Here is a 23,036-nt window from a genome sequence, read left to right as displayed (position 1 = left end):
TGCACTTCCCTCTCAATAACCTTGATAAAAATGAACTCACCAAAAACCAAGGCTTCTTCTTTTTACCGCATTGTGTTGCTCATTCTGGCTGGTGAATCCATTTTCATTTTACCCTTTGTGCTAGCTCGAATTTTCCGGCCTACATTTCTGGATGTTTTTCAGGTCAACAATTTTCAGTTGGGCACCTGCTTTTCCATATATGGTGTGGTGGCACTTCTCTCCTATTTATATGGTGGCGCTATTGCGGATAAGTTTTCCCCTAGAAAATTAATAGCCACAGCTTTGTTTCTCACAGCCATTGGCGGTTTACTCATGGCTACATTTCCCTCTTATCTAATTTTAAAATGGCTTTTCGGCTACTGGGGTTTCACCACCATATTTTTATTTTGGGGTGCCATGATAAAAGCTACCCGCGTATGGGGCGGCTCCGCAAATCAAGGGCGCGCTTTTGGCTTTTTGGAAGGAGGTAGAGGTTTTGTAGCCGCCTCTATAGGTGCCATTGGGGTTTTCATTTTCGCACTCTTTTTACCTGCAGATATTCAATCGGCCAGCTTACCCGAGCGCCAGAAAGCCTTTCGATTTGTTGTGTTATTCTCTTCCTTTCTGGTCGCTTTTATTGGTCTGTTGGTTTTCATTTTTCTTAAAGATGACGAGGAAGTCGACACCACAACCCAATCCAAAAGACATTCTTTTGCCAATATCAAAATGGTGATGCGACTCCCAGCCGTTTGGCTTTTGATGATTATAGTGTTATGCGCCTATGTAGGCTACAAGCTCACCGATATTTTCTCACTTTATGCCAGCGAAATCATGCTGTTTGATGAAGTGCAAGCAGCTCAAGTCGGAACTTTTCAATTGTACCTTCGACCAATTGTATGTATCACTATTGGTCTACTAGCCGATAAAACCAAAAGTTCGCTTTGGCTGAAGGTTGGTTTTGCAACCATGCTTATTGGTGCTATTGCTTTTGCATCGGGTGGCATTTCTGCCAATCTCAACTTTCTATTTTTCTTGTCACTCATCATTACCGCCACCGGAACTTATGCTGCGCGCACTTTGTACTTTGCAGTTTTGCATGAAGCTAAAATACCTTTGGCTTTGACAGGAACAGCTGTTGGAGTAGTTTCTGTTATAGGCTTTACACCAGATATTTTTGTTGGCCCCGTGATGGGTTATTTTTTAGACCGTTCGCCTGGAATTATTGGACATCAGCAGGTATTTGTGATGTTAGCCATTTTCGCACTAGCGGGATTTTTCGCTTCGTTCCGCTTTAGCAGGATTGTAAAACGATAAGGATACCCATTTAAAGTTCCCTCAAAATCAGAATCTATATTAAACCTCTTCATAAAAAATTGGTCTATCAGAAATAGAACTTACACTATGATGAAAGGGTTTCATATTTACCTAATTCTTATTTCGGTTTGCCTGGCTTGCACCAACCAAGCACCCGAAAACATTTCTGTGAAGAATTACCCGATTACGGATACAATTCCTATTTATGATTTTGAGGATTTAGAACCCCTGCTTTACACAAATTCAGACACAACCTACATGGTAAACTTTTGGGCTATGTGGTGCGCTCCTTGTGTAAAAGAGCTTCCCTACTTTGTGGAGTATGCCAAAAGCAATCGAAATCAAAAAACTAAGGTTATTTATATCAGTCTCGATTTTCCAAAAGACATTGATAGCAAAATCAAGCCTTTCTTAAAGAGGAAAAATATCACCTCAAAAGTTATTTTGCTAGATGACCCGGATTCCAATTACTGGATTGATGAAATAGACCCAAACTGGTCAGGAGCCATTCCTTTTACCATTGTTTTTAATAAAGAAAAGCGTGAATATTTTGAGCGCTCTTTTGAAAGTCTACAAGACTTGGAAAACACCATACATAAACACTTTAATACCAATTGAATTTAAAAATGAAGAGATTGAGCGTACTCGTTGCGGCATTGGCATTTGGCCTTGCATCTTGCAACAATCAAGCAGAACAAAATACTGCAAGTCAAGAAAAGAATAAGCCTGCTGAAGGCCGCCATCACGAAGGACACCCACCAAAAGATGGAGACCATAAAGGCCCTCATGGACATGGAGGTGAAAAAGGGCACCCACCGCATGGTGAAAGAAAAGGACCACCAAGAGGAGGAAGCCCGGAGCAAACCAAAACTCTGGAAGAAATAGGCGGCTATAAAATGGGCGAGGTTGCCACCGATTTTTCTCTTAAAAACGTGGATGGCAAAATGGTTTCGCTGGCTGACTTTAAAGATGCCAAAGGCTACATTGTAACTTTTACCTGCAACGAATGTCCATTTGCAAAAATGTATGAAGACCGTTTAATCGAGTTGCACAACACCTATGCACCACAAGGTTATCCGGTAATTGCTATCAACCCAAATAGTCCGGAAAACGAAATGGAAGGCTATAAAGTAATGCAAAATCGCGCAAAGGAAAAAGGTTTCCCATTTCCCTACTTGGTAGATGAAGGGCAAAAAATATATCCACAATATGGAGCGGTGAGAACGCCTCACGTATTTTTGCTAGATGCAAATCGCACCGTACAATACATTGGCACCATTGACAATAATGCGAAATCTCCAGAAGATGTAACCGTAAAATATGTGGAGGATGCTATTGCCGCATTGCAAAAAGGAGAAAAACCAAACCCCAATTTCACAAAAGCTATTGGCTGCCCGGTAAAGGCCAGCAAAGCATAGTGATTAATATTTAGGTTAAAGTACTGATTCATTAAAGGCCGCAATTGCGGCCTTTTTTACTGTATTATAGATTGAGAAAACCCAAACAGTTACTCATTCAAAATAAGCTTGTACCCTACCCCTCGCACATTCACTATTTTCAGGTTCGTATCTCCTTCCAGTTTTTTGCGAAGCTTAGAAATAAACACATCCAATGTGCGGCCCACATAATCGCCTTCATCGCCCCATACTTTATTTAATATGGTATCACGGTCTAAAGTGGAGTTGGCAGAGTTATACAACAGCAACAATAAATCAGACTCTTTGGATGTTAAATCTGTTTTTTTCCCTTGATGCAAAAGCACCATATTTAGGGTGTCAAAATCAAAAGCTCCAAGAGAAATCATGTTAGGATTCTCTCTATTACTAGTGGGATTTTTACGGAAGTAAAACCACAAAACTGTAATAATGATAAGCAAGGCCGCTGATACCGCCATTGGCAAATGACCTTGAGGCTGAGTAGAGGCTACATTCGATTCTGCTCTTGAAGACTGCAGAGACAATGGCAGCTCTAAAATAGTGAATGACAACAAATAGCAACCAACTGGCAACTCCCTCCCTCTGCAAGGAATAATATCCATCTTTTCAGGACCCCCAATTTCATAGCTATACAGTACTTCTTTACTCTCGCAGTTTTGTATTTCTACCAAATAGCTCTTGGCAATACTGGCTTTTTTCACCACGCTATCCATCACCTGCACCAATTCATTTGGCTCTATTTTAATAGGCGCTTCAAACTTTAACTCATAGCTATCCCCATTTCTGCCAACAGGCAACACGCGTGAAGTGCTATCGCCAGCATTGAGGAGCATCTGATGCCCCACCATGCGTAAAGCCACATTTACATGTTTGTCATCCAGCCTCAGCTGAGCGTACGCTCCTGAGATGTCAATCATGAAGCTCCACAAAACAAGAAGTCCGATTTTAACTTTTATAAAACCCATGTTACAAATCTACCGGATAATAGGTCCAATTGAAATGTTTTGCTTCTGCTTTTACATTAATTTACACTTCTTAATAAGCCCCCTAGCTAAAGCAAGGTCGGTAGATACTTGAAAAAATAAATAGATTTGAAATACTAAATGCACCTCATTTGATTACTATGAACCCAAAAGTCGATTTCTACTTCAATAAAGCCAGTAAGTGGCAGGAAGAATATCAGAAACTAAGAACCATTGTTCTGGATTGTGGGCTCACCGAAGAGCTGAAATGGGGAGTACCTTGCTACACACTCAATGGTAGCAACGTAGTTTTGATTCATGGTTTTAAAGAATACTGTGCACTGCTTTTTCACAAAGGAGCTTTACTAAAAGACAGCGAGGATATTCTTATTCAGCAAACTGAAAATGTACAGGCTGCCCGCCAAATTCGCTTTACTACGCTGGAAGAGATTTTGGAGACAGAACCTACCATCAAAGCATATATACACGAAGCTGTAGAAGTAGAAAAAGCTGGGCTAAAAGTGGAATTGAAGAAGACCAAGGAATTTGACATGCCTGAAGAATTTAAAACCGCCTTGGAGGAAGACCCCGAATTGAAAGATGCTTTTAAAGCTTTAACGCCAGGCCGACAAAGAGGCTATCTTTTACATTTCTCTGGGGCGAAACAATCCAAAACCCGTGTGTCGAGAATTGAAAAAGCCACCCCCGATATTTTAGCCGGAAAGGGCTTAAATGATTAACGCATGAATACGAATGTTGATTTATATTTTACGGAAGGCTGCGGACGCTGTCCCCTAGGCGGAACCCCACAATGTAAAGTTTACAATTGGCCCGAAGAGCTAAAGCTACTGCGTAAAATTGTACTCGATTGCGGCCTGACCGAAGAAAGCAAATGGGGCGTGCCCTGCTATACTTACAAAGGTGCAAATGTGGCCATAGTAAGTGCTTTTAAAGATTACGCGGCCCTCAGCTTCTTTAAGGGTGCCTTGCTTAGTGATGAAAACAATTTGCTGGATAAACCCGGTGAAAACTCACAAGCTGCCCGACTATTTAAGTTTACCAAGCCGCAGCAAATTATAGAAATCGAAGACCTTATAAAAGCCTACATTTTTGAAGCTGTAGAAGTAGAAAAAGCTGGCCTTAAAGTAGAGTTTAAAAAAGACCTTGAGCCAATCCCTGAGGAGCTACAAAACAGATTAGACGAAGACCCAAATCTTCAATCAGCATTTTATTCTTTAACCCCAGGAAGACAGCGTAGTTACATCCTTCACATTTCACAAGCCAAGCAAGCCAAAACCCGCGAAACCGGGTAGAAAAATGCCTGCCCAAAATCTTTTCAGGGAAGGGGTTTAATGAATATTAAATCCAATGGTTCACATATTTTACCACAAACAGGAGACTTATAACATTTTATTAAAAATTAAAAGCGAAGGATTTCTCTCTTTTCATTGTCTAAAGGACAAAACCATAAACAATGACACAAATAAAATTCCCGCTTTTGGCTTTAAGCCTATGCTTGCTGGCTTTTTCTTCCTGCAAAAAAGATGAGGATAGTACTGATACAGATACCACGGTAGACGCTTGCAATACTTCTGGTACGGTAGACCAATCTTCCAATACAGAGATTGAAACCATGAGACAAGCCATGGTAGCATTTAGAAACTCACTATCTACTGAGCTCCTGAATGAAGGGTCTACTTGTCTTGACAATGAGCGCTTTTATTTATGGCACAACACCCCTGCGAACAATAATAACAGGGATGGAATTACCTACGGAGATTTAAGCGCCTCTCAGCTTACAGCTTTCAAAGAAATTCTCCAGCTGTTTTTGAGCGCTGATGGATATCAAAAAGTATATGAAATCACAGAGTTATCAGAAGGCTGGTTGAACAATGTAATGAGTGCGGTATGGAACCCCGATTTCTATTCTATAGATATGTTTGGTGACCCTGAAACCAGTGGCTCATGGGGATTTCAATTAGATGGCCATCACTGTGTAGTCAACTTTTTGGTGCATGGAGATAATGTATCTATTGTTCCTGCTTTTTTGGGTGGCGAGCCTGCTGTCGACACATGGAATGGTGAATCGTTTGATATCTTTTCTGATGAAAGAGATTTGGCCTTAACTTTATACAACAGCCTGGATGCAACTGAACTTTCACAGGCATCATCCACTTCTACATCTCATTCCTTACAGGTAGGACCGGCCGATATGAACGGAGACCCTGATCCATATAAAGGAAACTATGATTATTCAGGTTTTGAAACTGGTCTGAAATATTCAGAAATGTCGGCCACAGCTCAAGCCAATCTTATATTGGTAATGAAGGAATATGTATATAATATGACCACCAATTTTGCAGATGTATGGTGGGCTGATATTATGACCAACATAAATGACACATACTTTGTGTGGATAAATGATGCTGGCACCACACCCACGGCCACTTCTGAGTTTTATTACAGAATTTACAACCCTTACCTATGGGCAGAATTTAATACCGAAGGTTCTACCGGGGCCAACTCAGGTAGCATAGCTGATTATAATCATGTGCATACCATTACCCGTATTCCCAACAACCCGACTACAGACAATGGTGGCGACTATGGCATTTTTGCCAGTATGATTAATGGCAATGGCCCCAAAACATTATATGAGCACTACGCCATGGCAAATCACCATGAATTGAGCTCATTTAAATTTGACTACACCGTAAAACTGGAGGATCACAATCACACACATGGTCACCATCACCATCATGAAGGGTAGGTTTTAAAACCAACTTTGTGTTAAAGGTGAAAGCGGTTTGGGTAAGCACTCAAACCGCTTTTTTTGTTTGCAATCACTTGTATTTTTATAATGCCATAACTGGCCAAACCATCGCATTGTATCACCCCGATACTTTGAAATTAAAATCTATCTTGCAAGGGCATGTTTCCCTAAAAGCTAAGCAATTGCAGAGTTAGAGCGGGATACAGCGTTAAATTATATAGTGGATATAAGCAATATGTTGTTTAGGCATTAGTTGTGCTTACTACAAAAAAACTCTCCAAGCAGATAAAATTTTCTTTTAAAACAATTCTCTTGCCAATAAGAAAATGTTTTTACATTTGCACTGACCGTACGTGCAGCCAATTAGCTTTAATCGATTTTTTATGGATAAGAGAGAACAATTAATAGAAATAGCTACTAAACTATTCTCCGAGAGAGGATACGAGAATACACCACTGTCGTTGGTATGTGAAAAGGCAAATGTCTCTAAAGGACTAATTTCCCATCATTTTAAGTCGAAAGATGGATTATTAAGAGAAATTTTTCTAAAAACAACTCAGTTGATTGTTGAAATAAACAGAGTTGATAAGGAAAATCAAACCCCTAACAAACAACTCGCTGAACTATTAGAATCATTCTTTTCGAAACTGGCATCAGATAAGCTATTCTTCCAATTTAATATGAATGTAATGGTTCAACCTAACACTAGAAAGGTATTAGATGACTTAATTAAAGAAAGGTCATCTTTTATATTAAAAAAAACTAAGGAGATTTTTGATAAAATTGATATTGAAAATTCCTTGGTCATGAGCCATATGTTCATTGCTGAATTGGACGGGATAGCTCTAAATTATTTAGGGATTTATGAAGACTTCCCTTTACAACAAGTCAAAAAAGAAATAATTAAAAAATACGCATTATAATGCATTTCATAAAAACAGATATTACAGAAACAATTAATAATTTAAGGTCACAGTTATACAAATCATTAAAAGCTCCCATTGATGCAATGTGGGAACAGCTTTACATAGGTTCATCACAGCATTATCTAATTGAAGAAAATGAAACATTAGGGTATTGCTGCATTAATGAAGAAGGATCTTTAACTCAAATATTTCTTGCTAAAAACCATCTAACACTGATGGAGAACGTAATTCAAGAACTAATTTCAAACGGATTAATAAATTCTGCAAGTTTGAGTTCAAACGAACCTGTGGCATTTAACGCATGTTTGTCCCATTCGAAATCGTTGAAGAAAAATACCTTTTGTTTTCAGCATGTGAACAATGAAGTGAAAGTTGATTCGGACCTAAATATTGAATTGGTCAATACGGACAATATTCCTTCAGTAAAGCTATTTCTAAAGGAACAAGTTGGTATGGACGACACTTTTGGTTATACAGAGAATCTTGTAGCAAGAAAAGAAATTTTTATGCTTAAAGAGTCTGAATCAATCGTAGCAACAAGTGAATGCAGAATGAGCGATTCTCAACCTGAAATAGCAGACCTAGGAATTATCGTGAATCGTAAATTTCAAGGCAGAGGACTTGCAACTCAAATCATGAAAATGCAAGTAAACAGAATCCTCCAAAGCGGAAGAAAACCAATTTGCTCAACCACATTGGATAATATTGCTTCAAGAAAAGCAATTGAAAAATCAGGGTTTTATTGCTCGAATATAATTTTTGACATTAATTTTAAGGATATTGTTTAGCAAAAAATACTAGCAAAATAATTATGTATAAGCAATAGTGGTTTGAGTTCTAGCTCGAACCGCTATTTTATTAACTTAAAGTATCTTTAAGTTGAAAAGTAGTTGAATAAAATCCGCTACTGCTCATACACGAGACCTTCACCAACAATTACACATGACCGAATTCTGGGAATCTGCTTTTAAAGACAAACAAGAAATGTGGGGATCTGCTCCAGCGGATTCTGCTATTACTGCTGCCAATCTGTTTTTAGAAAAAGGATTAACAAACATTCTCATTCCCGGTTTTGGCTATGGCCGAAATGCCAGGGTATTTACCGAAAAGGGCCTAAAGGTTACGGGTATCGAAATTTCAGAAACGGCCATAGCTTTAGCTAAGCAGCATTTTGGAGAAAGCATAACCGTTCATCATGGTGGTGTTGGTGATATGCCATTTGATAGCCATCAGTATGATGGTATTTTTTGCTACGCCTTGATTCATCTTTTGAATGAAACCGAAAGAGCCAAACTTATTAACGACTGCTACCGCCAATTAAAGCCTGGTGGCCTTATGGTTTTTGTAGCTATTTCAACAAATACCCCCACCTATGGTGAGGGTATAAGATTAGGAAAGGATTGGTTTGTGACTAAACATGGCGTGAAACTATTTTATTACCAACCTGAATCTATAGAGAAAGAGTTTGGCAACCATGGCTTGCTGGAAGCAACTGAAATAAGTGAGCCCGCCAAAAATATAGAGAGCAAGCCTTCGCAAAAGTTTTGGCAAATAGTATGTAAAAAAGATTCGCCTGCTAAATAATAGTAGACTGCCCGAGCGAAATATTTTGATGATTGAGATTTACCACCAGTTCCTCTGCACTTTGAATTAAAACCGAAATGTAGTCTCCTACAGCTTTGGTTCCATACGTGCTGTGCTCATCCAGATCAGAAGTTACCACACCGTTGGCCAGGGCAATATCTACCGCTTCTCGCACGGCATTACCTTCTTCATTAAGACCGAGATAATCCAGCAATAAGGCGGCACTCAAAATAGACGCTATGGGATTGGCAATGTTTTTCCCTTTGGCCTGCGGATATGATCCATGAATAGGCTCAAACAAACCATGCTCATCGCCAACAGAGGCTGAGGCCAAAAGCCCGATTGAACCGCCAATCACGCTGGCTTCATCAGAAATTATATCACCAAACATATTCTCCGTAAGGATTACATCAAACTGTCTGGGGTCAAGTATCATTTGCATTGCTGCATTGTCTACAAACAAAAAGTCAAGCTCAATTTGTGGATATTCTTCCTTGGCGATTTTTGTAACCACTCGTCTCCATAGGCGCGAAGTTTCCAGCACATTGGCTTTATCTACCAAGGTTACTTTCTTTCTTCTAAGCTTAGCGGCTTCAAAAGCCATTCTGGCTATACGGCTTATTTCCTCTTCAGAATAACTACACAAATCGGAAGCTTGCTTACCGTCTTCACTTAGGTGCTTTTCGCCAAAATATATACCACCGGTAAGTTCACGGTAAATCAACATATCTGCACCTTCAATGCGATTGCGCTTTAATGGTGATTTGTCCAATAAAGTTGGATAAGCCTTTACGGGCCTCACATTGGTGTATAGGCCGAGCGACTTTCTAAGTTTCAGCAGACCCTGTTCGGGGCGCACTTTGGCATCCGGGTTTGTATCATACTTCGGATCACCAATAGCCCCGAACAAGACTGCATCACCTCTCAAGCAAATTTTTATCGTTTCATCCGGTAAAGGATTTCCCGTTTTATCAATGGCAATAGCACCCACAAGTCCTTCTTCAAAAGTGAAGGTGTGCCCAAATGCTTTTCCTACCGATTCCAACACATTCACGGCTTGTTTTGCTACTTCAGGCCCAATTCCATCACCTGACAACAGCGCAATTTTATACTCCATAACTCAAGCTTTTTGAAGCTTCAAAAGCCTCAATTTTAGTTTTTCTACTAATTAAAAAGTCGATATCATCATAGCCATTCATCAGGCATAGCTTTTTATACGAGTCTATCTCAAAGTGTTCATTCAACTCTTCCACGCTAATGGTTTGATTTTCTAAATCCACCACTATTTTCAAACAAGGGTTTCTGCGAACTCTGTCCAGAGCTTCCGCTAAAAACTCAGGGGAAACCTGAATTGGAAGAATACCATTATTCAAGGCATTTCCTTTGAAGATGTCAGCAAAATAGCTGCTCACCACTACTTTAAAACCATAATCAGCCAAGGCCCACGCGGCATGTTCGCGGCTGCTTCCACAACCAAAATTATCACCCGCCAAAAGGATATGTCCGCCATAGGTAAGGTCGTTTAACACAAAATTGGTAAGCGGTTTTCCTTCGCCATCATAGCGCCAATCTCTAAATAGATTAGCCCCAAAACCCACCTTATTGGTGGCTTTCAAAAAGCGGGCGGGGATAATCTGATCGGTGTCTATATTTTCAATAGGCAGAGGCACCGCAGTGCTGTGCAGCTTTACAAACTTTTCCATCTAATTCAAAAATTTAGTGATGTCTACAATTCTACCTTCTACAGCTGTAGCTGCCGCCACCAAAGGGCTAGCCAAAATAGTGCGAGCGCCTTGCCCTTGTCTACCTTCAAAATTTCTATTGCTTGTAGAAACGCAATATTCGCCAGCCGGAACTTTGTCCTCATTCATTCCCAGACATGCTGAGCATCCCGGCTGACGAATCTTAAAACCTGCCTCCTCAAAAGTTTGAGATAACCCCTCCTCAAAAATTTGCTTTGCTACTTGTTGTGAGCCAGGAACCACCAGCGCATTTACGTTTGGTGCTTTTTGTTTTCCTTTTATAAAATCTGCGACTATCCTAAAGTCCTCTATTCGGCTGTTGGTACAGCTACCTATAAATACATAGTTCACTTCCTTTTCGAGCAATGACTCGCCCGGAGCAAACCCCATATATTTTAATGATTTGGTGAAACTTTCACCTTTAAAGTCCATTGGAATAAATCCATTCAACTTGATGCCCATCCCAGGATTGGTGCCATACGTTACCATGGGTGCAATGTCTGCTGCGTCAAAATTGTACTCCTTGTCAAACACCGCGTCCGCATCAGTTTTTAAGGTTTTCCAATAAGCTACCTTCATGTCAAACTCTTCACCTTTTGGAGCAAACTCACGACCTTTTACATATTCAAAAGTGGTTTCATCAGGAGCTATCATTCCGCCACGAGCACCCATTTCGATGCTCATATTACAAACCGTCATTCGGCCTTCCATGCTCATTTCTTCAAACACATTTCCAGCATATTCACAGAAATACCCTGTTCCGGCATTGGTGCCAATTTTTGAAATGATATAAAGAATCACATCCTTGGGAAGCACACCTTTAGCCAACTTTCCATTCACGTTTACACGAAGGCTTTTTGGCTTTTGCAGCAACAGACATTGGCTGGCAAAAACCTGTGCCACCTGACTGGTACCAATTCCAAAAGCGATAGCTCCAAAAGCACCATGTGTAGAAGTATGGCTATCTCCACATACCATGGTCATTCCCGGTTGAGTAATGCCAAGCTCCGGTGCCATCACATGCACTATCCCTTGATATTTGTCACCAAGCCCATACAGTGTAATACCGTGTTTTTCACAATTTGTGGTAAGCTTTTCTACCTGATTTCTAGACAACTCATCTTTGATAGGTAAATGCTGATCTTCTGTGGGCACATTATGATCAGCTGTGGCCACAATTTGATCGGGGCGCAAGATTGGAATCTTACGCTCCTCCAGCTCAGTAAAGGCCTGAGGGCTAGTTACCTCATGTATTAAATGCTTGTCTATATAAAGAATTTGGGGCCCTGCGGGGACATTGTCCACCACATGAGCGTCCCAAACCTTATCAAAAAGAGTCTTTATCATTCTTTATCAGAAATAGATCAGGCCGTAGCCCTCACATTTAGTTTACAGTTTTCCATTATTTGATGAATATCTCCATCGCATACTTCCTTGCTTCGGTCGGCAAAAACCAAAAATTCATTGTACACATCATCCAGCTGAAGCTTGGTCAATTCATAACCTAGATTCTTTGCCCGATAGGCTAAAGCTGCACGTCCACTTCTGGCAGTTAGTACAATTGCTGATTCGGTTACCCCAACATCTTTGGGATCAATAATTTCATAGGTCTCGCGGTTTTTTATCACACCATCCTGATGAATTCCTGAGCTATGCGCAAAAGCATTCGCTCCTACTATGGCTTTATTTGGCTGCACGGGCATTCCCATACTTTCCGATACCATTCTGCTGGTGCTGTACAGTAGTTTTGAATCTACATTGGTGTCGAGGTTTAGGTAAGGATGCTGGCGAAGAACCATCACTATTTCTTCCAAAGAAGTATTTCCTGCACGCTCGCCCACTCCATTTATGGTACATTCTATTTGACGGGCACCATTCATCACCCCTGCTATAGAATTGGCCGTAGCCAAACCCAAATCATTGTGGCAATGGCAGGAAAGAATAGCCTTTTCTATTCCCTGCACGTTTTCCTTTAGGTACTTAATTTTTGCACCATAAGCTTCTGGTAAGCAATAGCCGGTAGTGTCCGGAATATTTAAAACCGTGGCTCCGGCTTTAATAGCTTCGGAGCAGATGTAAGCCAAAAATTCATTGTCGGTACGACCAGCATCTTCGGCATAAAACTCTACGTCATCCACAAAAGTTTTGGCGAACGAAACCGCTTCCACGGCTCGTTCGACAACCCCTTCACGAGTAGAGTTAAACTTGTATTTTATATGCGAATCAGACGTTCCTATTCCTGTATGAATACGCGGCTTTACCGCATGTTCCAAAGCTCGGGCAGCGGCTTCTATATCGCTCTTCACCGCTCTCGACAATCCACATACGGTGGCGTTTTTCACAATTCTTGCAATAGCTTGCACCGAGGCAAAGTCTCCGGGACTCGAAATTGGGAACCCCGCCTCTATTACATCTACGCCAAGTTCATCCAGCCTTTGCGCAATAAGTACCTTTTGGTGAGTGTTTAACTTGCACCCCGGCACTTGCTCACCATCCCGTAAAGTGGTATCAAAAACCTGAACTTTATCTGCATTCATATCAAATATTTAAAACCAAATAATAGATTTGTGTCTCACGAATGTAGAGGCTTGTTGATTGCTAAACTCACCCCATTTTGCAATCATTACAATGTTTAAACTGCTATATTTTTTTATAACACATTGACAAACAGCCAAAAACATATTTTGAGATTACGATGACCAATCGACAAAAGGATCCGTTATTTATTTTAGTAAAGTCTCTTTCCAAATCTGAAAAGCGTCAGTTTCGGCTTTATGCAAATCGGCTGGACGTAAATGCAGAAGCAAAATTTATGGCCTTGTTTAACCATTTGGATAAGGCCAATGATTATGATGAAGAAGCGATTTTGAATACCGGAATTGTAAAGAAGCAGCAAGTCTCCAATCTTAAGGCTCACCTTTATCGTCAAATATTGATTAGCCTTCGGCTTTCGCCCTCGCACCAAAACATTCGTATCCACTTGCGCGAGCAGCTGGATTTTGCTACCATACTTTATCAAAAAGGTCTTTATAAGCAAAGCCTGAAATTGCTGGAAAAAGCAAAACAGCAGGCCATTGAAAACGAGGAGAAAACCATAGCCTTTGAAATAGTAGAGTTTGAAAAAATAATAGAATCGCAATACATAACGCGCAGTATAAGCGGCCGTGCCGATGAACTTTCCATTCAGGCCAAAGACCTGAGCCGACTGAACATTGTGGCCAGTAAGCTTTCCAATCTTTCGCTGCAGCTGTATGGCACCATGCTAAAATCGGGCTATGTGAAAAACGATGCCGAGATGCAGCACGTTACCGGATACTTTAATGCGCGCATGCCCGAAGTTGACTTGCAACAGCTCGGTTTTCGTGAAAAGCTTTGGCTCTACAAAGCCAACCTATGGCATAGCTTTTTGACGCAAAACTTTTTGAATAGCTATAAAAATGCTACTCGCTGGGTGGAGCTATTTTATAGTGAACCCAAAATGATAACGCAAAACCCTGTTTGGTTTTTGAAGGGCAATCACTATTTGCTGGAATCGCTCTTTTTGATGCGCTATTATGCCAAGTTTAAAACGGCCCTGCACAATCTTGAAAAAACCGTGACTGAAAAGAGTTTTCCAAAAAATGAAAACACCCAGTCGCTGGCATTTCTATATGTGTACATCAACAAAATAAACCTCCACTTTTTGGATGGCTCATTTGCTGAAGGGGTTTATCTAGTGCCTGAGATTAACAAGAAAATTGCGAAGCACGAGGATCGGCTGGATCACCACCATGTGATGTTGTTTTATTACAAAATTGCCTGCCTGTATTTTGGGATGGGCGATAATCTAAATTGCATTGTGTACCTCCAAAAAATAATACACAACAAAAACCTCAGCATGCGCGAAGACCTGATGTGCTTTGCCCGTGTGCTCAATCTTGTGGCGCATTATGAAGCCGGGCTGGATGAAGACTTTGAGCGAAACTTGAAAAGCACGTATAAGTTTCTCATAAAGATGAATGACCTGCATGAGGTGCAGCGCGAAATGATTCGCTTTTTGCGAAACCTTGACCTTGGAAATGTGTACCCGCACCAGCTTAAAACGGAGTTTAAAAAACTGCATGGCCGCCTAAAACTGTATGAAGAGCACCCTTATGAAAAGCGAGCTTTCCTTTACTTAGACATTATCTCTTGGCTGGAAAGCAAAATAGAAAACCGCCCCGTAGGCGATATAGTTACCGAAAAAGCAAAACTACTAGGGCGCTGGAAAAGGGTAACGAGCTAGACCTAATCCTAAAAAAATTAATAATTCTTTTAGCTTTACATGCTAAGCTCTGTAAAGAGTTTGGAGTGGAATTATATAGTGGATACAACGCTATAGACGTTATACACTAGTTGGCACTAATATGAAAAGGACCATAAATGATTGAAGATTTCAAATATGAATTAATTGACAACTCAAGCTCATTTATTTGTTCCAAATGGGTTTTAGACAGAGTCCCATTTGTATTTGAAGATGACAGAATTTCATATATCGAATGGAAAGAAGAACTCTCTAAGAAACTTGAAATTGACAGTAAATCAATGGTTTTTACAGGAAGCTCAAGTTGTGGGTTTAGTCTAAATCCATATAAGGATTATAAAAGTTTTAATGACGAATCTGACATTGATATTGCAATCATTTCCGAGTTATACTTTGATATAGCATGGAAGTGCCTTAGGAACCTTGGCACCAAAAGGTTTGACTTAACACCGAGACAAAAGGCTAGTCTGCGAGACCATAGGGAAAAGTATATTTATTGGGGAACAATCGCAACGGATAAGATACTAGAGCTCCTTCCATTCGGCAAAGAATGGTCATTAGCACTCATGGAACAATCAAAAAAATCACCTGCTAATAATAGGACAATTAATATTCGACTGTATAAGGATTATGAATCCTTAAGAGCATATCAAATAAACAATCTCGAAAACCTTAGAGTAAAACTCTTTGAAACAACATAAAATGAAAAATTACTTAAATACCACAAATCGAAACGTAGCTTGGTTCAAGGGCGCATATGACAGAGGTGAGCTTGATATGAAGCCGCCCTTTCAAAGAAACCCAGTTTGGGTTACTAGACAAAAAAGCTTTTTAATTGATACAATTTTAAATGGTTATCCCATTCCAGAAATATATATGCAGGAAACTGTAGATGAGAAAGGAAAAGCTAAATACATTATTGTTGATGGACAGCAGAGAACAAGAGCTGTACTTGATTTTTTAGAAGGAAAATACTGCATTGATTCAAAAGAAAGTCCAGATTTAGCAGACTTATATTTCGAGGATTTATCAGCTGAACAGAAGAAGGTTTTCTTTCAATACAATTTTGTAATCAGAGTTTTACCTGATATACCTGATACTGAACTTAGGGCGATTTTTCAAAGACTTAATAAAAATGTCGTATCCCTGAATAAACAAGAATTAAGACAAGCAACATACTGGGGCTCATTCATTAAAACAATGAATCTAATTTCTGATAAAGAGTATTGGGGTAAAATTGATGTTTTCACTCCAAATGATATTAGAAGAATGTTGGATGTTGAATACATAAGTGAACTTGCCATTTTTGCGCTACATGGTTTTCAAAACAAAAAAGATAATCTAGATAAGTTTTACGAATTATATGAAGAGGAATTTGGAAGAGAAAAGGAAATTGTTGAAGTTTTTGATATAGTCAATGGAGAACTGCTAAAGATACTGCCTGAAATATCAAATACTCGTTGGAGTAAAAAAGCAGACTATTATACATTATTTGGGTTATTTGCCAAACAAGTCGCTAGCCTTCCATTAGCAAAAGAGTCACGACAAGAAGTAAGAGAAAAACTTCTAGAATTTGCAGGTGAAATAGATTATTTCGTTAAAACTGATAAAGGAGATGCAGAAGTTGAATACAATGAAGCTACCAAAGAATATGGTAGAGGTATTAGAGCTACCACAGACATTGGAAGCAGAAAAGTACGTGAGAACGGTTTGAGTTTGAAATTGGGTAATGTTTGGAATTAAATACTAGTGCCAATAGAGCAAACGACTCCGCCCCTAATTAGGAACGGAGTGCGCCTCTCACCACCAAGCGTACGAGTCTCCCCGCATTAAGTACAGGGCAGGCTCTGCTGGGCTATTAGTTTCACTAAAAACAAACCTCATGAACAGATTGATTTTTCTTTTTTCAATATTAATTCTGGTTTCATGTAAAGAGCCGAGAAAATCCTCAAGCAATAGCGCTCAAGAAAAGCGTGTAGAGGTAAGTGTAAATCAAACCATAGAGACATTTATGATTTTACGCTCTATTTCTCAGGATGATCCCTTGTTTCAATATCGGGATTCAAATTACAAGGGCAAGCCGATAATGTACGAAGCAAGGGAGTTTTTTGCTGAATATAAAAATCATCCTGCAGTGCTAGAAACTCAAAATATGCTGAATGCTACAAGTAGTACAGGGGATATGATTTTGCAAGGACTATTGTATTTTGAGGAACTACCTTCAAATTCTTTGAAGCATGAAATATCTTCTGAATATTGGGATAAGCGCAAGGACACTTTGATGGTCTACATAAATACTCTCCAAAATTTTTATGAGGATGCCAAGGTTGGGGAATTCATCTCCAAGCATTCATATTTCTATGAAGGAGCAATTGCTGAAGCAAAATCCTATTTAGATGACAATCTAATACCTATAATGGAAGATTATTTTGGAATAAAAAACCATGCTTACCACATGATCTTAATTCCAAATTCACCATTCGGGATGGGTTTTGGTGCCAATACAAAGTCAGAAGATGGAGATATATTTTTCCAGATAATTTCCCCGGCAAACGATGTCGAATGGGATAGTAGTTCAACTTATGAAACCTTTGGTTTTTCAGGAGAGGGTGCAGATGAATATTATAGAGACTTGGTTGTACACGAGTTCTGCCACCCCTTTATTACACCATACATTGAGTCCGAAAAGCTAAAATCGCAAATCGCCAAAACGGACTCTTTGTTTGTTCCTAAGCTTGACTCTGTAATGACTAAACAAGGCTATGGCACTTGGTGGGGATTTGTAAATGAACACCTGGTAAGATTAGGAGAAATTAGAGTAGCCAGAGCAATGGATATTCCAGACCTCGATGCGATGAGAAAATACAATATTGAAGAAAATGGTTTCATTCTATTGCCCGAAGCGGAGGAACTCGTTTTGCACTATGAAAGCAAAAGAGATAAATATGGCACATTTCAAGATTTCATCCCAGTATTGCTTAAGCAGCTTGAAACCTTCAATAAAAAGCAAATAAATAGTAAGTTGATGCGGCTAACAAAAGATACGAACTGATAGTGCTGCCATAGCCAAACAGCTATCTACAAACTACTTAACCATGAAACAATTCATTCTCTCTCTATTAATCCTACTCAGCACGGTTTCAATTGGGCAAAACCAAAATTTGTCTAATGGAAATGTGTTTGATGGCGAGCCCTACCTAGCTATTGATCCGTATAACTCGCAACATTTGGTGGTAGCCTGGATGGGCTGGATTAATTTTTCCAATCTCTTTAAAATAAAAATACGCAGCAGCTTTGATGGCGGAAAAACATGGAGTTCTACTGTAGAGCTACCTCACACAGTAAGTAGCTATTCATCAGTTGACCCCTCCCTAGATTTTGATCACAATGGTGATGTGTTTGTTTGCTTTATAGATTTTACAGGAACAAATCCTCCCGTTACAGGTGGAGTGTACATCAGTAAATCTACAGATGGTGGTTTGTCTTGGGGCACCCCTACCGAAGTGATAAACACCAATTATGACGGCACCAAGTGGCCTATCGACAGGCCCTGGATCGCGATTGATAAATCAGCTGCACCTACCCAAGGAAACATTTATGTAAGCTCGATGCCCTTAAATCGTAATAATCCTAGTTACCGCCCCTACCTATCGGTATCCACCGATGGCGGAAACACATTTACCACCACCTATATAGACACGGCAGGCTGGCTTGCCGGAAGCATCAATCCTTTACCACTGTGTTCTCCCGCTATTAGTTCTACAGGTACATTTTATGGCGCCTATCCCTCTTATGTGATTTCACAAAGTCCCTATGCCCAAACCTTTTTGGCATCTTCTACCAATGGTGGCAAAACTATTTCGCACAAAAATCTGATAACCTTCGTTTCGCCTACAAACATTGGCGATTATCCTTTAGCCAAAAAAGCCAATCTTTTAATCTGCGATCCATCAGATCCCAATCATTTGGCCTATATATTTTTAAGCGCCACGCATGGCGATTTGGATGTGTTTTTTATAGAGTCAGTAGATGCCGGAAATAACTGGACCTCGCCCATCCGCGTAAATGATGACCCGATTGGAAACAATAGAATGCAGGATTTACTATGGGCAGATTTTGATACAGATGGCGATTTGGTGATAAGCTGGAGAGATAGAAGAAACGGTGCAGACAGCACGTTCCAAGCATCAACCGAGATTTGGGCTTCATACCGTAGCAAAGATTCTGCAAGCTTTTCCCCCAACTTTCAAATCACCAACCAAGCCGCAGCACACGACACTGTTTTAGAAGCTGCCGGAAATGATTTTATGTGCATCAAATTGCAAAACGACACGCTGAATGCCACCTGGGGCGACACTCAAAATGGTGATCTGAACATTTGGTTTCAAAGAATGACAGCAGATGGAACCACCTTATCCTTGCAGTCAATTTCTTCTGAAAAAGTGCCTACTGTTTTTGTGTACCCCAATCCGGCCGTCTCCACCATTTACGTGGAAAGCAAACAACTACAGTATGTAAAAATTTACGATTCCAATGGTCGACTAATGATTTCAAAACAAAATACTGAGGCTAGCGAGAGGCTGGAGATTAACCTAGAAAACTACGGAAGCGGCACTTACCATGTGGAGATAAGCACTGCGCGCGAAACGGTGACTACACAGATTGTAAAGCAGTAACAGTATTTCAACTTTGGATAAACAGATGAGCTTTTCAAAAATTAAGCTTTACATTTAGCATCTACCTTATAGAAAAAGAAACATTCGATGATCAATAGCACCAAGTCTCGCACACTTTTAATCACCGGCCTATTTATGTTGGCCGCTACTCAAATTCTTTATTTCTATTTTCAGTTGCCAGATATGCTTCACGGTTTATTGGTAGGCATCAGTGTAGGTTTAACGCTTACCTCACTTCTTCCAAGAAAAACACTCAAGAAGTCTAAGGTTCGCTCTTAGTCCTTTCCTAAATTTCTAAATGGATGAGTTGCTCGGTTTTTATAACCGTGTATTGCTATTGCCAAAAATAGAACCGCTGCCCAAAAAACGGCCGTCCACTGTATTGCGGGTATTTCTCCCCAGTGCCTTACCGCTATTGCTAAAATCGCCCACACGCCCACAGCAGCAAACTCGCGCATATTTCGGGTGTAAATCATAAAGAGGTTTAATACACCTGCCACGCTTATCATTATTACCGTCCAGTTGACTTCACTAAAAAGTGGACTCCAATCGGCTTTGGCCAAATAGGCTGAAATATTGGCAATGCTGGCTACTGCAATCCATCCGCTATAAATACAAATGGGCCACCACACTGTGGCAATGTAACTCAATGGAGCGTCCCATTTCTCCATGTTTAGCCTCACAATTATTTGAATTAGCGAGAATAAAATCACCAGCATTATGAGCACGCTTAGCCCTGTTTGCTCATGGAGCCAAAACCACAACCAGGCAGCATTGCCTAAGTTTGCAATTATCAGCCAAGGCCCTATTTGCAAAATGCTTTCACTGTGCTTTCCATCAAAAAAGGCTTGCTTTATTTGATTAAAACCTAAAACCAAAAGCGCTAAAAATATAAGGCCCCAAATAGCAAAGGCATAGCCAGCAGGTGTAAACAAATTATAATATTGGTCGCTCAAGTCTCCAACCGTATTTCCATTGATTCCGCCCGTATTGCTCCAATAGTTCCAAATTATTAGCGCAATAATCACCACCGTATTTAGGACTGCGTATAGTTTTTTCATTTTGCTCGTCTTTGATTGAATTATCCTAAAAACCTAAAACCTGGCTTTGTGTTCAGTATCAGTTCAATTTCCAACCTTTACCTAAAAATTCAGTCTTTGGTAAAAGTGACGCACTTGCATTGCAATCATGTCGCGCCTTACCTTAATTTCCTATTTTTAGAACCCAAACAAAATCACTTCACCATGATCCGGATTATCCTAATTACCGCACTTTCATTTTGCACCTTACACATTGGCTTTGCGCAAACCTTTGACAAGGAAAAGCTCGACAATTACCTGGAAGCTCTAGAAGCCAATGATAAGTTTATGGGCAGTGTGGCTATTGCCAAAAATGGCGAAGTGATTTACACCAAGGCCACGGGCTTTGCTGATGTGGAAAGCAAAAAGAAGCCAGATGCCAACACGAAATACAGAATTGGTTCTATCTCCAAAACCTTCACCGCTACTATGGTTTTAAAAGCTGTAGAAGAAAATAAGCTAAGCTTGGATCAAACGATTCACAAGTTCTTTCCTTCAGTGACCAACGCTAAAAAAATAACCATCAGCAATTTGCTAAATCACCGAAGCGGTATTCACAACTTTACAAATGATGATATCTATTTGGAATATAATACTGAGCCAAAAACTGAGGCCGCCATGGTTGCCATCATTGCCAAGTCAGGAAGCGATTTTGAGCCAGACTCAAAAGCCGAGTACAGCAACTCCAACTATGTTTTGCAATCCTACATTTTGCAAAAAGTATACGACCAGCCTTATTCGGACATTTTAGATGAGAAAATCATAAAACCTGCGAACTTGAAAAACACCAAGTTTGGCGGTAAGATTGATTTATCTAAAAACGAGTGCAACTCATACGAATATGTAAGTAGCTGGGAAAAACAACCTGAAACGGATATGTCTGTACCTATGGGTGCTGGGGCTATTATTTCCACACCTTCGGATTTAACCCAGTTTGCTTTTGCGCTTTTCAGCGGAAAAATAATTTCTGAAGAAAGCTTAAAAACCATGACGACCATAAAAGATGGTTATGGAATGGGCCTTTTCACCATGCCTTTTGGCGACAAAACAAGCTATGGTCACACTGGCGGCATTGATGGTTTTAGTTCCGTTTTTGGATATTTTGAAGATGACAAAGTTGCTTTTGCAATCACTTCTAACGGGAACAATTACAATCACAATAATGTGAGCATAGCTGTGCTTAGCGCTGTTTTTAATGAACCCTACGAAATTCCGGTTTTTAAAAGCATTGCGGTTTCCTCTGCCGATTTGGACAAATATTTAGGAGTGTACTCCAGTCCACAAATACCTTTGAAAGTTACCATCACTAAGTCCGAAAACACCTTAGTGGCGCAAGCTACCGGCCAGCCATCTTTTCCGTTACAAGCTACTGCCGAACATCAATTTTCTTTTGATAAGGCCGGAGTGGTTTTAGATTTCAATCCAGAAGCAAAGCAAATGACTTTAAATCAAGGCGGTGGCAGCTATGTGATGACAAGGGAGTAATAGGGTATTAAAAAACAATGTATCTTTTCATTTCAATGATTTGAGAAATGCACATAACAGATTTTCCAACTACAGCTCCCACAGACCTAAGCGAAAAGAAAATAACTAAGAAATTCAAGAAGCTTCAGGATCGACTTTTTGATTTACAGCATTTGCTTTACGCTAACCAGAAAAACTCCGTGCTTATCATTTTACAAGGGCTTGATGCTGCTGGAAAAGATAGTACAATAAGGCACGTATTTTCTTGCCTCAACCCCACGGGTTGTAATGTAACCTCATTCAAAAAACCAACTGAAGAAGAGTTGATGTACGGATTCCTGTGGCGTATTTACAAGCACCTTCCCGCCAAGGGAATGATACAGATTTTCAACCGATCGCACTATGAAGATATATTGGTGCCAACTGTGCATGAAACGGCCGATGCCTCCAGAATCGAGCATCGATACGATTACATAAATGACTTTGAGCAGCACCTTCAAATGCAAGGCACTCTAATTTTAAAATTCTTTCTCAACCTATCAGAAGAAGCGCAGCAGGCCAAATTGAAGGCACGTTTAAAGGATCCTAAAAAGCAATGGAAATACGATGAGGCCGACACCAAGGAACAGAAAAACAGACAGGCCTACTTAGAGACTTATGAAAGAATATTTGAGCGCTGCAGTCCTCAAATTCCATGGCAAATAATACCCGCTGAGGATAAGTGGTACCGAAACTACCTTATTGCAAAAGCAGTGGTAGAAAAGCTGGAGACATTAAATATGACTTATCCGAAGCCGAGCTAAAATTGCTATCTATGCT

The 23,036-nt window shown here is 40.1% G+C and carries 22 protein-coding genes; 16 read left to right on the top strand and 6 right to left on the bottom strand.

What is annotated here, in order from left to right:
* Positions 1-30 precede the first annotated feature (30 nt).
* The 3 genes from OWEHO_RS12260 (at position 31) to OWEHO_RS12250 (ending at position 2,711) form a co-directional block, all read left to right on the top strand.
* On the top strand, positions 31-1,293 hold the full coding sequence (locus OWEHO_RS12260; protein ID WP_014202801.1) for an MFS transporter: 1,263 nt from the start codon (positions 31-33) through the stop codon (positions 1,291-1,293).
* 87 nt (positions 1,294-1,380) lie between these two features.
* Positions 1,381-1,911, top strand: coding sequence for a redoxin domain-containing protein (locus OWEHO_RS12255; RefSeq protein WP_014202800.1), 531 nt, complete (start codon positions 1,381-1,383; stop codon positions 1,909-1,911).
* An 8-nt stretch (positions 1,912-1,919) separates the two neighbouring features.
* Entirely contained in the window at positions 1,920-2,711 is a 792-nt protein-coding gene (locus OWEHO_RS12250; protein WP_014202799.1) for a thioredoxin family protein, read from the top strand.
* A gap of 89 nt (positions 2,712-2,800) precedes the next feature.
* On the opposite strand, the gene OWEHO_RS12245 is transcribed toward OWEHO_RS12250, so the two are convergent.
* A complete protein-coding gene (locus tag OWEHO_RS12245) occupies positions 2,801-3,646 on the bottom strand; it encodes a winged helix-turn-helix domain-containing protein (RefSeq protein WP_223252687.1) in 846 nt (281 codons plus the stop codon).
* Positions 3,647-3,852: 206 nt separating this feature from the next.
* On the opposite strand from OWEHO_RS12245, the gene OWEHO_RS18540 reads away from it, so the two are divergent.
* The 6 genes from OWEHO_RS18540 (at position 3,853) to OWEHO_RS12215 (ending at position 8,974) form a co-directional block, all read left to right on the top strand.
* The gene (locus OWEHO_RS18540) at positions 3,853-4,431 is read left to right on the top strand and encodes a YdeI/OmpD-associated family protein (protein WP_014202797.1); all 579 of its coding nucleotides are present in this window, start codon (positions 3,853-3,855) and stop codon (positions 4,429-4,431) included.
* 3 nt (positions 4,432-4,434) lie between these two features.
* Positions 4,435-5,004: a YdeI/OmpD-associated family protein gene (locus OWEHO_RS18535; RefSeq protein ID WP_014202796.1), complete on the top strand. Its 570-nt coding sequence runs from the start codon at positions 4,435-4,437 to the stop codon at positions 5,002-5,004.
* Positions 5,005-5,165: 161 nt separating this feature from the next.
* On the top strand, positions 5,166-6,461 hold the full coding sequence (locus OWEHO_RS12230; RefSeq protein WP_014202795.1) for a DUF3500 domain-containing protein: 1,296 nt from the start codon (positions 5,166-5,168) through the stop codon (positions 6,459-6,461).
* 386 nt (positions 6,462-6,847) lie between these two features.
* Entirely contained in the window at positions 6,848-7,387 is a 540-nt protein-coding gene (locus tag OWEHO_RS12225; protein WP_014202794.1) for a TetR/AcrR family transcriptional regulator, read from the top strand.
* Positions 7,387-8,178 (top strand): GNAT family N-acetyltransferase, encoded by a 792-nt coding sequence (locus OWEHO_RS12220; protein ID WP_014202793.1) that lies wholly within the window; start codon positions 7,387-7,389, stop codon positions 8,176-8,178. The genes OWEHO_RS12225 and OWEHO_RS12220 overlap by 1 nt, the downstream gene beginning before the upstream one ends.
* A gap of 154 nt (positions 8,179-8,332) precedes the next feature.
* Entirely contained in the window at positions 8,333-8,974 is a 642-nt protein-coding gene (locus OWEHO_RS12215; RefSeq protein ID WP_014202792.1) for a class I SAM-dependent methyltransferase, read from the top strand.
* On the opposite strand, the gene leuB is transcribed toward OWEHO_RS12215, so the two are convergent.
* From leuB to OWEHO_RS12195, 4 genes are read right to left on the bottom strand one after another with little or no spacing between them, the layout of a single operon-like run.
* Entirely contained in the window at positions 8,967-10,091 is a 1,125-nt protein-coding gene (gene leuB, locus OWEHO_RS12210) for a 3-isopropylmalate dehydrogenase (RefSeq protein WP_014202791.1), read from the bottom strand. The genes OWEHO_RS12215 and leuB overlap by 8 nt on opposite strands.
* Positions 10,081-10,677, bottom strand: a complete 597-nt coding sequence (leuD, locus tag OWEHO_RS12205; RefSeq protein WP_014202790.1) for a 3-isopropylmalate dehydratase small subunit — start codon at positions 10,675-10,677, stop codon at positions 10,081-10,083. The genes leuB and leuD overlap by 11 nt, the downstream gene beginning before the upstream one ends.
* A complete protein-coding gene (leuC, locus tag OWEHO_RS12200) occupies positions 10,678-12,063 on the bottom strand; it encodes a 3-isopropylmalate dehydratase large subunit (protein WP_014202789.1) in 1,386 nt (461 codons plus the stop codon). It abuts the gene before it with no gap.
* A gap of 17 nt (positions 12,064-12,080) precedes the next feature.
* Positions 12,081-13,253, bottom strand: coding sequence for a 2-isopropylmalate synthase (locus OWEHO_RS12195; protein WP_014202788.1), 1,173 nt, complete (start codon positions 13,251-13,253; stop codon positions 12,081-12,083).
* A gap of 158 nt (positions 13,254-13,411) precedes the next feature.
* Between OWEHO_RS12195 and OWEHO_RS12190 the strand changes: the two genes are divergently transcribed.
* From OWEHO_RS12190 to OWEHO_RS12170, 5 genes are all read left to right on the top strand, one after another.
* Positions 13,412-14,980 carry a hypothetical protein gene (locus OWEHO_RS12190; protein WP_014202787.1) on the top strand — a complete coding sequence of 523 codons (1,569 nt, stop codon included), beginning with the start codon at positions 13,412-13,414 and terminating at the stop codon, positions 14,978-14,980.
* A gap of 137 nt (positions 14,981-15,117) precedes the next feature.
* On the top strand, positions 15,118-15,699 hold the full coding sequence (locus tag OWEHO_RS17965) for a hypothetical protein (protein WP_014202786.1): 582 nt from the start codon (positions 15,118-15,120) through the stop codon (positions 15,697-15,699).
* A 1-nt stretch (position 15,700) separates the two neighbouring features.
* Positions 15,701-16,741 carry a DUF262 domain-containing protein gene (locus tag OWEHO_RS12180; RefSeq protein ID WP_014202785.1) on the top strand — a complete coding sequence of 347 codons (1,041 nt, stop codon included), beginning with the start codon at positions 15,701-15,703 and terminating at the stop codon, positions 16,739-16,741.
* A gap of 139 nt (positions 16,742-16,880) precedes the next feature.
* The gene (locus OWEHO_RS12175) at positions 16,881-18,050 is read left to right on the top strand and encodes a DUF4932 domain-containing protein (protein WP_014202784.1); all 1,170 of its coding nucleotides are present in this window, start codon (positions 16,881-16,883) and stop codon (positions 18,048-18,050) included.
* 43 nt (positions 18,051-18,093) lie between these two features.
* Positions 18,094-19,674, top strand: coding sequence for a T9SS type A sorting domain-containing protein (locus OWEHO_RS12170; RefSeq protein WP_014202783.1), 1,581 nt, complete (start codon positions 18,094-18,096; stop codon positions 19,672-19,674).
* Positions 19,675-19,949: 275 nt separating this feature from the next.
* Here the strand turns inward: OWEHO_RS12170 and OWEHO_RS12160 are convergent, their stop codons facing one another.
* Complete coding sequence (locus OWEHO_RS12160) at positions 19,950-20,735, bottom strand: hypothetical protein (RefSeq protein ID WP_014202781.1); 786 nt, start codon at positions 20,733-20,735, stop codon at positions 19,950-19,952.
* 183 nt (positions 20,736-20,918) lie between these two features.
* On the opposite strand from OWEHO_RS12160, the gene OWEHO_RS12155 reads away from it, so the two are divergent.
* Positions 20,919-22,238, top strand: a complete 1,320-nt coding sequence (locus OWEHO_RS12155; RefSeq protein WP_014202780.1) for a serine hydrolase domain-containing protein — start codon at positions 20,919-20,921, stop codon at positions 22,236-22,238.
* Between the two features lie 47 nt (positions 22,239-22,285).
* Positions 22,286-23,020 carry a PPK2 family polyphosphate kinase gene (locus tag OWEHO_RS12150; protein ID WP_014202779.1) on the top strand — a complete coding sequence of 245 codons (735 nt, stop codon included), beginning with the start codon at positions 22,286-22,288 and terminating at the stop codon, positions 23,018-23,020.
* Positions 23,021-23,036: the final 16 nt, after the last annotated feature.

Source organism: Owenweeksia hongkongensis DSM 17368 (assembly GCF_000236705.1).
Lineage (GTDB): Bacteria > Bacteroidota > Bacteroidia > Flavobacteriales > Schleiferiaceae > Owenweeksia > Owenweeksia hongkongensis.
Note: the sequence above shows the minus strand (reverse complement) of the source record. Positions and strands in the feature narration are given on the sequence as shown.

Excerpts from the sequence above, each read along its gene's own strand:
- OWEHO_RS12150 (WP_014202779.1), top strand. The coding sequence starts at position 22,286 with ATGCACATAACAGATTTTCCAACTACAGCTCCCACAGACCTAAGCGAA.
- OWEHO_RS12260 (WP_014202801.1), top strand. The coding sequence starts at position 31 with ATGAACTCACCAAAAACCAAGGCTTCTTCTTTTTACCGCATTGTGTTG.
- OWEHO_RS12175 (WP_014202784.1), top strand. The coding sequence starts at position 16,881 with ATGAACAGATTGATTTTTCTTTTTTCAATATTAATTCTGGTTTCATGT.
- leuD (WP_014202790.1), bottom strand. The coding sequence starts at position 10,677 with ATGGAAAAGTTTGTAAAGCTGCACAGCACTGCGGTGCCTCTGCCTATT.
- OWEHO_RS12195 (WP_014202788.1), bottom strand. The coding sequence starts at position 13,253 with ATGAATGCAGATAAAGTTCAGGTTTTTGATACCACTTTACGGGATGGT.
- OWEHO_RS12220 (WP_014202793.1), top strand. The coding sequence starts at position 7,387 with ATGCATTTCATAAAAACAGATATTACAGAAACAATTAATAATTTAAGG.
- leuB (WP_014202791.1), bottom strand. The coding sequence starts at position 10,091 with ATGGAGTATAAAATTGCGCTGTTGTCAGGTGATGGAATTGGGCCTGAA.
- OWEHO_RS12160 (WP_014202781.1), bottom strand. The coding sequence starts at position 20,735 with ATGAAAAAACTATACGCAGTCCTAAATACGGTGGTGATTATTGCGCTA.
- OWEHO_RS12245 (WP_223252687.1), bottom strand. The coding sequence starts at position 3,646 with ATGATTGACATCTCAGGAGCGTACGCTCAGCTGAGGCTGGATGACAAA.
- OWEHO_RS12155 (WP_014202780.1), top strand. The coding sequence starts at position 20,919 with ATGATCCGGATTATCCTAATTACCGCACTTTCATTTTGCACCTTACAC.
- OWEHO_RS12230 (WP_014202795.1), top strand. The coding sequence starts at position 5,166 with ATGACACAAATAAAATTCCCGCTTTTGGCTTTAAGCCTATGCTTGCTG.
- OWEHO_RS12170 (WP_014202783.1), top strand. The coding sequence starts at position 18,094 with ATGAAACAATTCATTCTCTCTCTATTAATCCTACTCAGCACGGTTTCA.
- OWEHO_RS12190 (WP_014202787.1), top strand. The coding sequence starts at position 13,412 with ATGACCAATCGACAAAAGGATCCGTTATTTATTTTAGTAAAGTCTCTT.
- OWEHO_RS12225 (WP_014202794.1), top strand. The coding sequence starts at position 6,848 with ATGGATAAGAGAGAACAATTAATAGAAATAGCTACTAAACTATTCTCC.
- OWEHO_RS17965 (WP_014202786.1), top strand. The coding sequence starts at position 15,118 with ATGATTGAAGATTTCAAATATGAATTAATTGACAACTCAAGCTCATTT.
- OWEHO_RS12250 (WP_014202799.1), top strand. The coding sequence starts at position 1,920 with ATGAAGAGATTGAGCGTACTCGTTGCGGCATTGGCATTTGGCCTTGCA.
- OWEHO_RS18540 (WP_014202797.1), top strand. The coding sequence starts at position 3,853 with ATGAACCCAAAAGTCGATTTCTACTTCAATAAAGCCAGTAAGTGGCAG.
- leuC (WP_014202789.1), bottom strand. The coding sequence starts at position 12,063 with ATGATAAAGACTCTTTTTGATAAGGTTTGGGACGCTCATGTGGTGGAC.
- OWEHO_RS18535 (WP_014202796.1), top strand. The coding sequence starts at position 4,435 with ATGAATACGAATGTTGATTTATATTTTACGGAAGGCTGCGGACGCTGT.
- OWEHO_RS12255 (WP_014202800.1), top strand. The coding sequence starts at position 1,381 with ATGATGAAAGGGTTTCATATTTACCTAATTCTTATTTCGGTTTGCCTG.
- OWEHO_RS12180 (WP_014202785.1), top strand. The coding sequence starts at position 15,701 with ATGAAAAATTACTTAAATACCACAAATCGAAACGTAGCTTGGTTCAAG.
- OWEHO_RS12215 (WP_014202792.1), top strand. The coding sequence starts at position 8,333 with ATGACCGAATTCTGGGAATCTGCTTTTAAAGACAAACAAGAAATGTGG.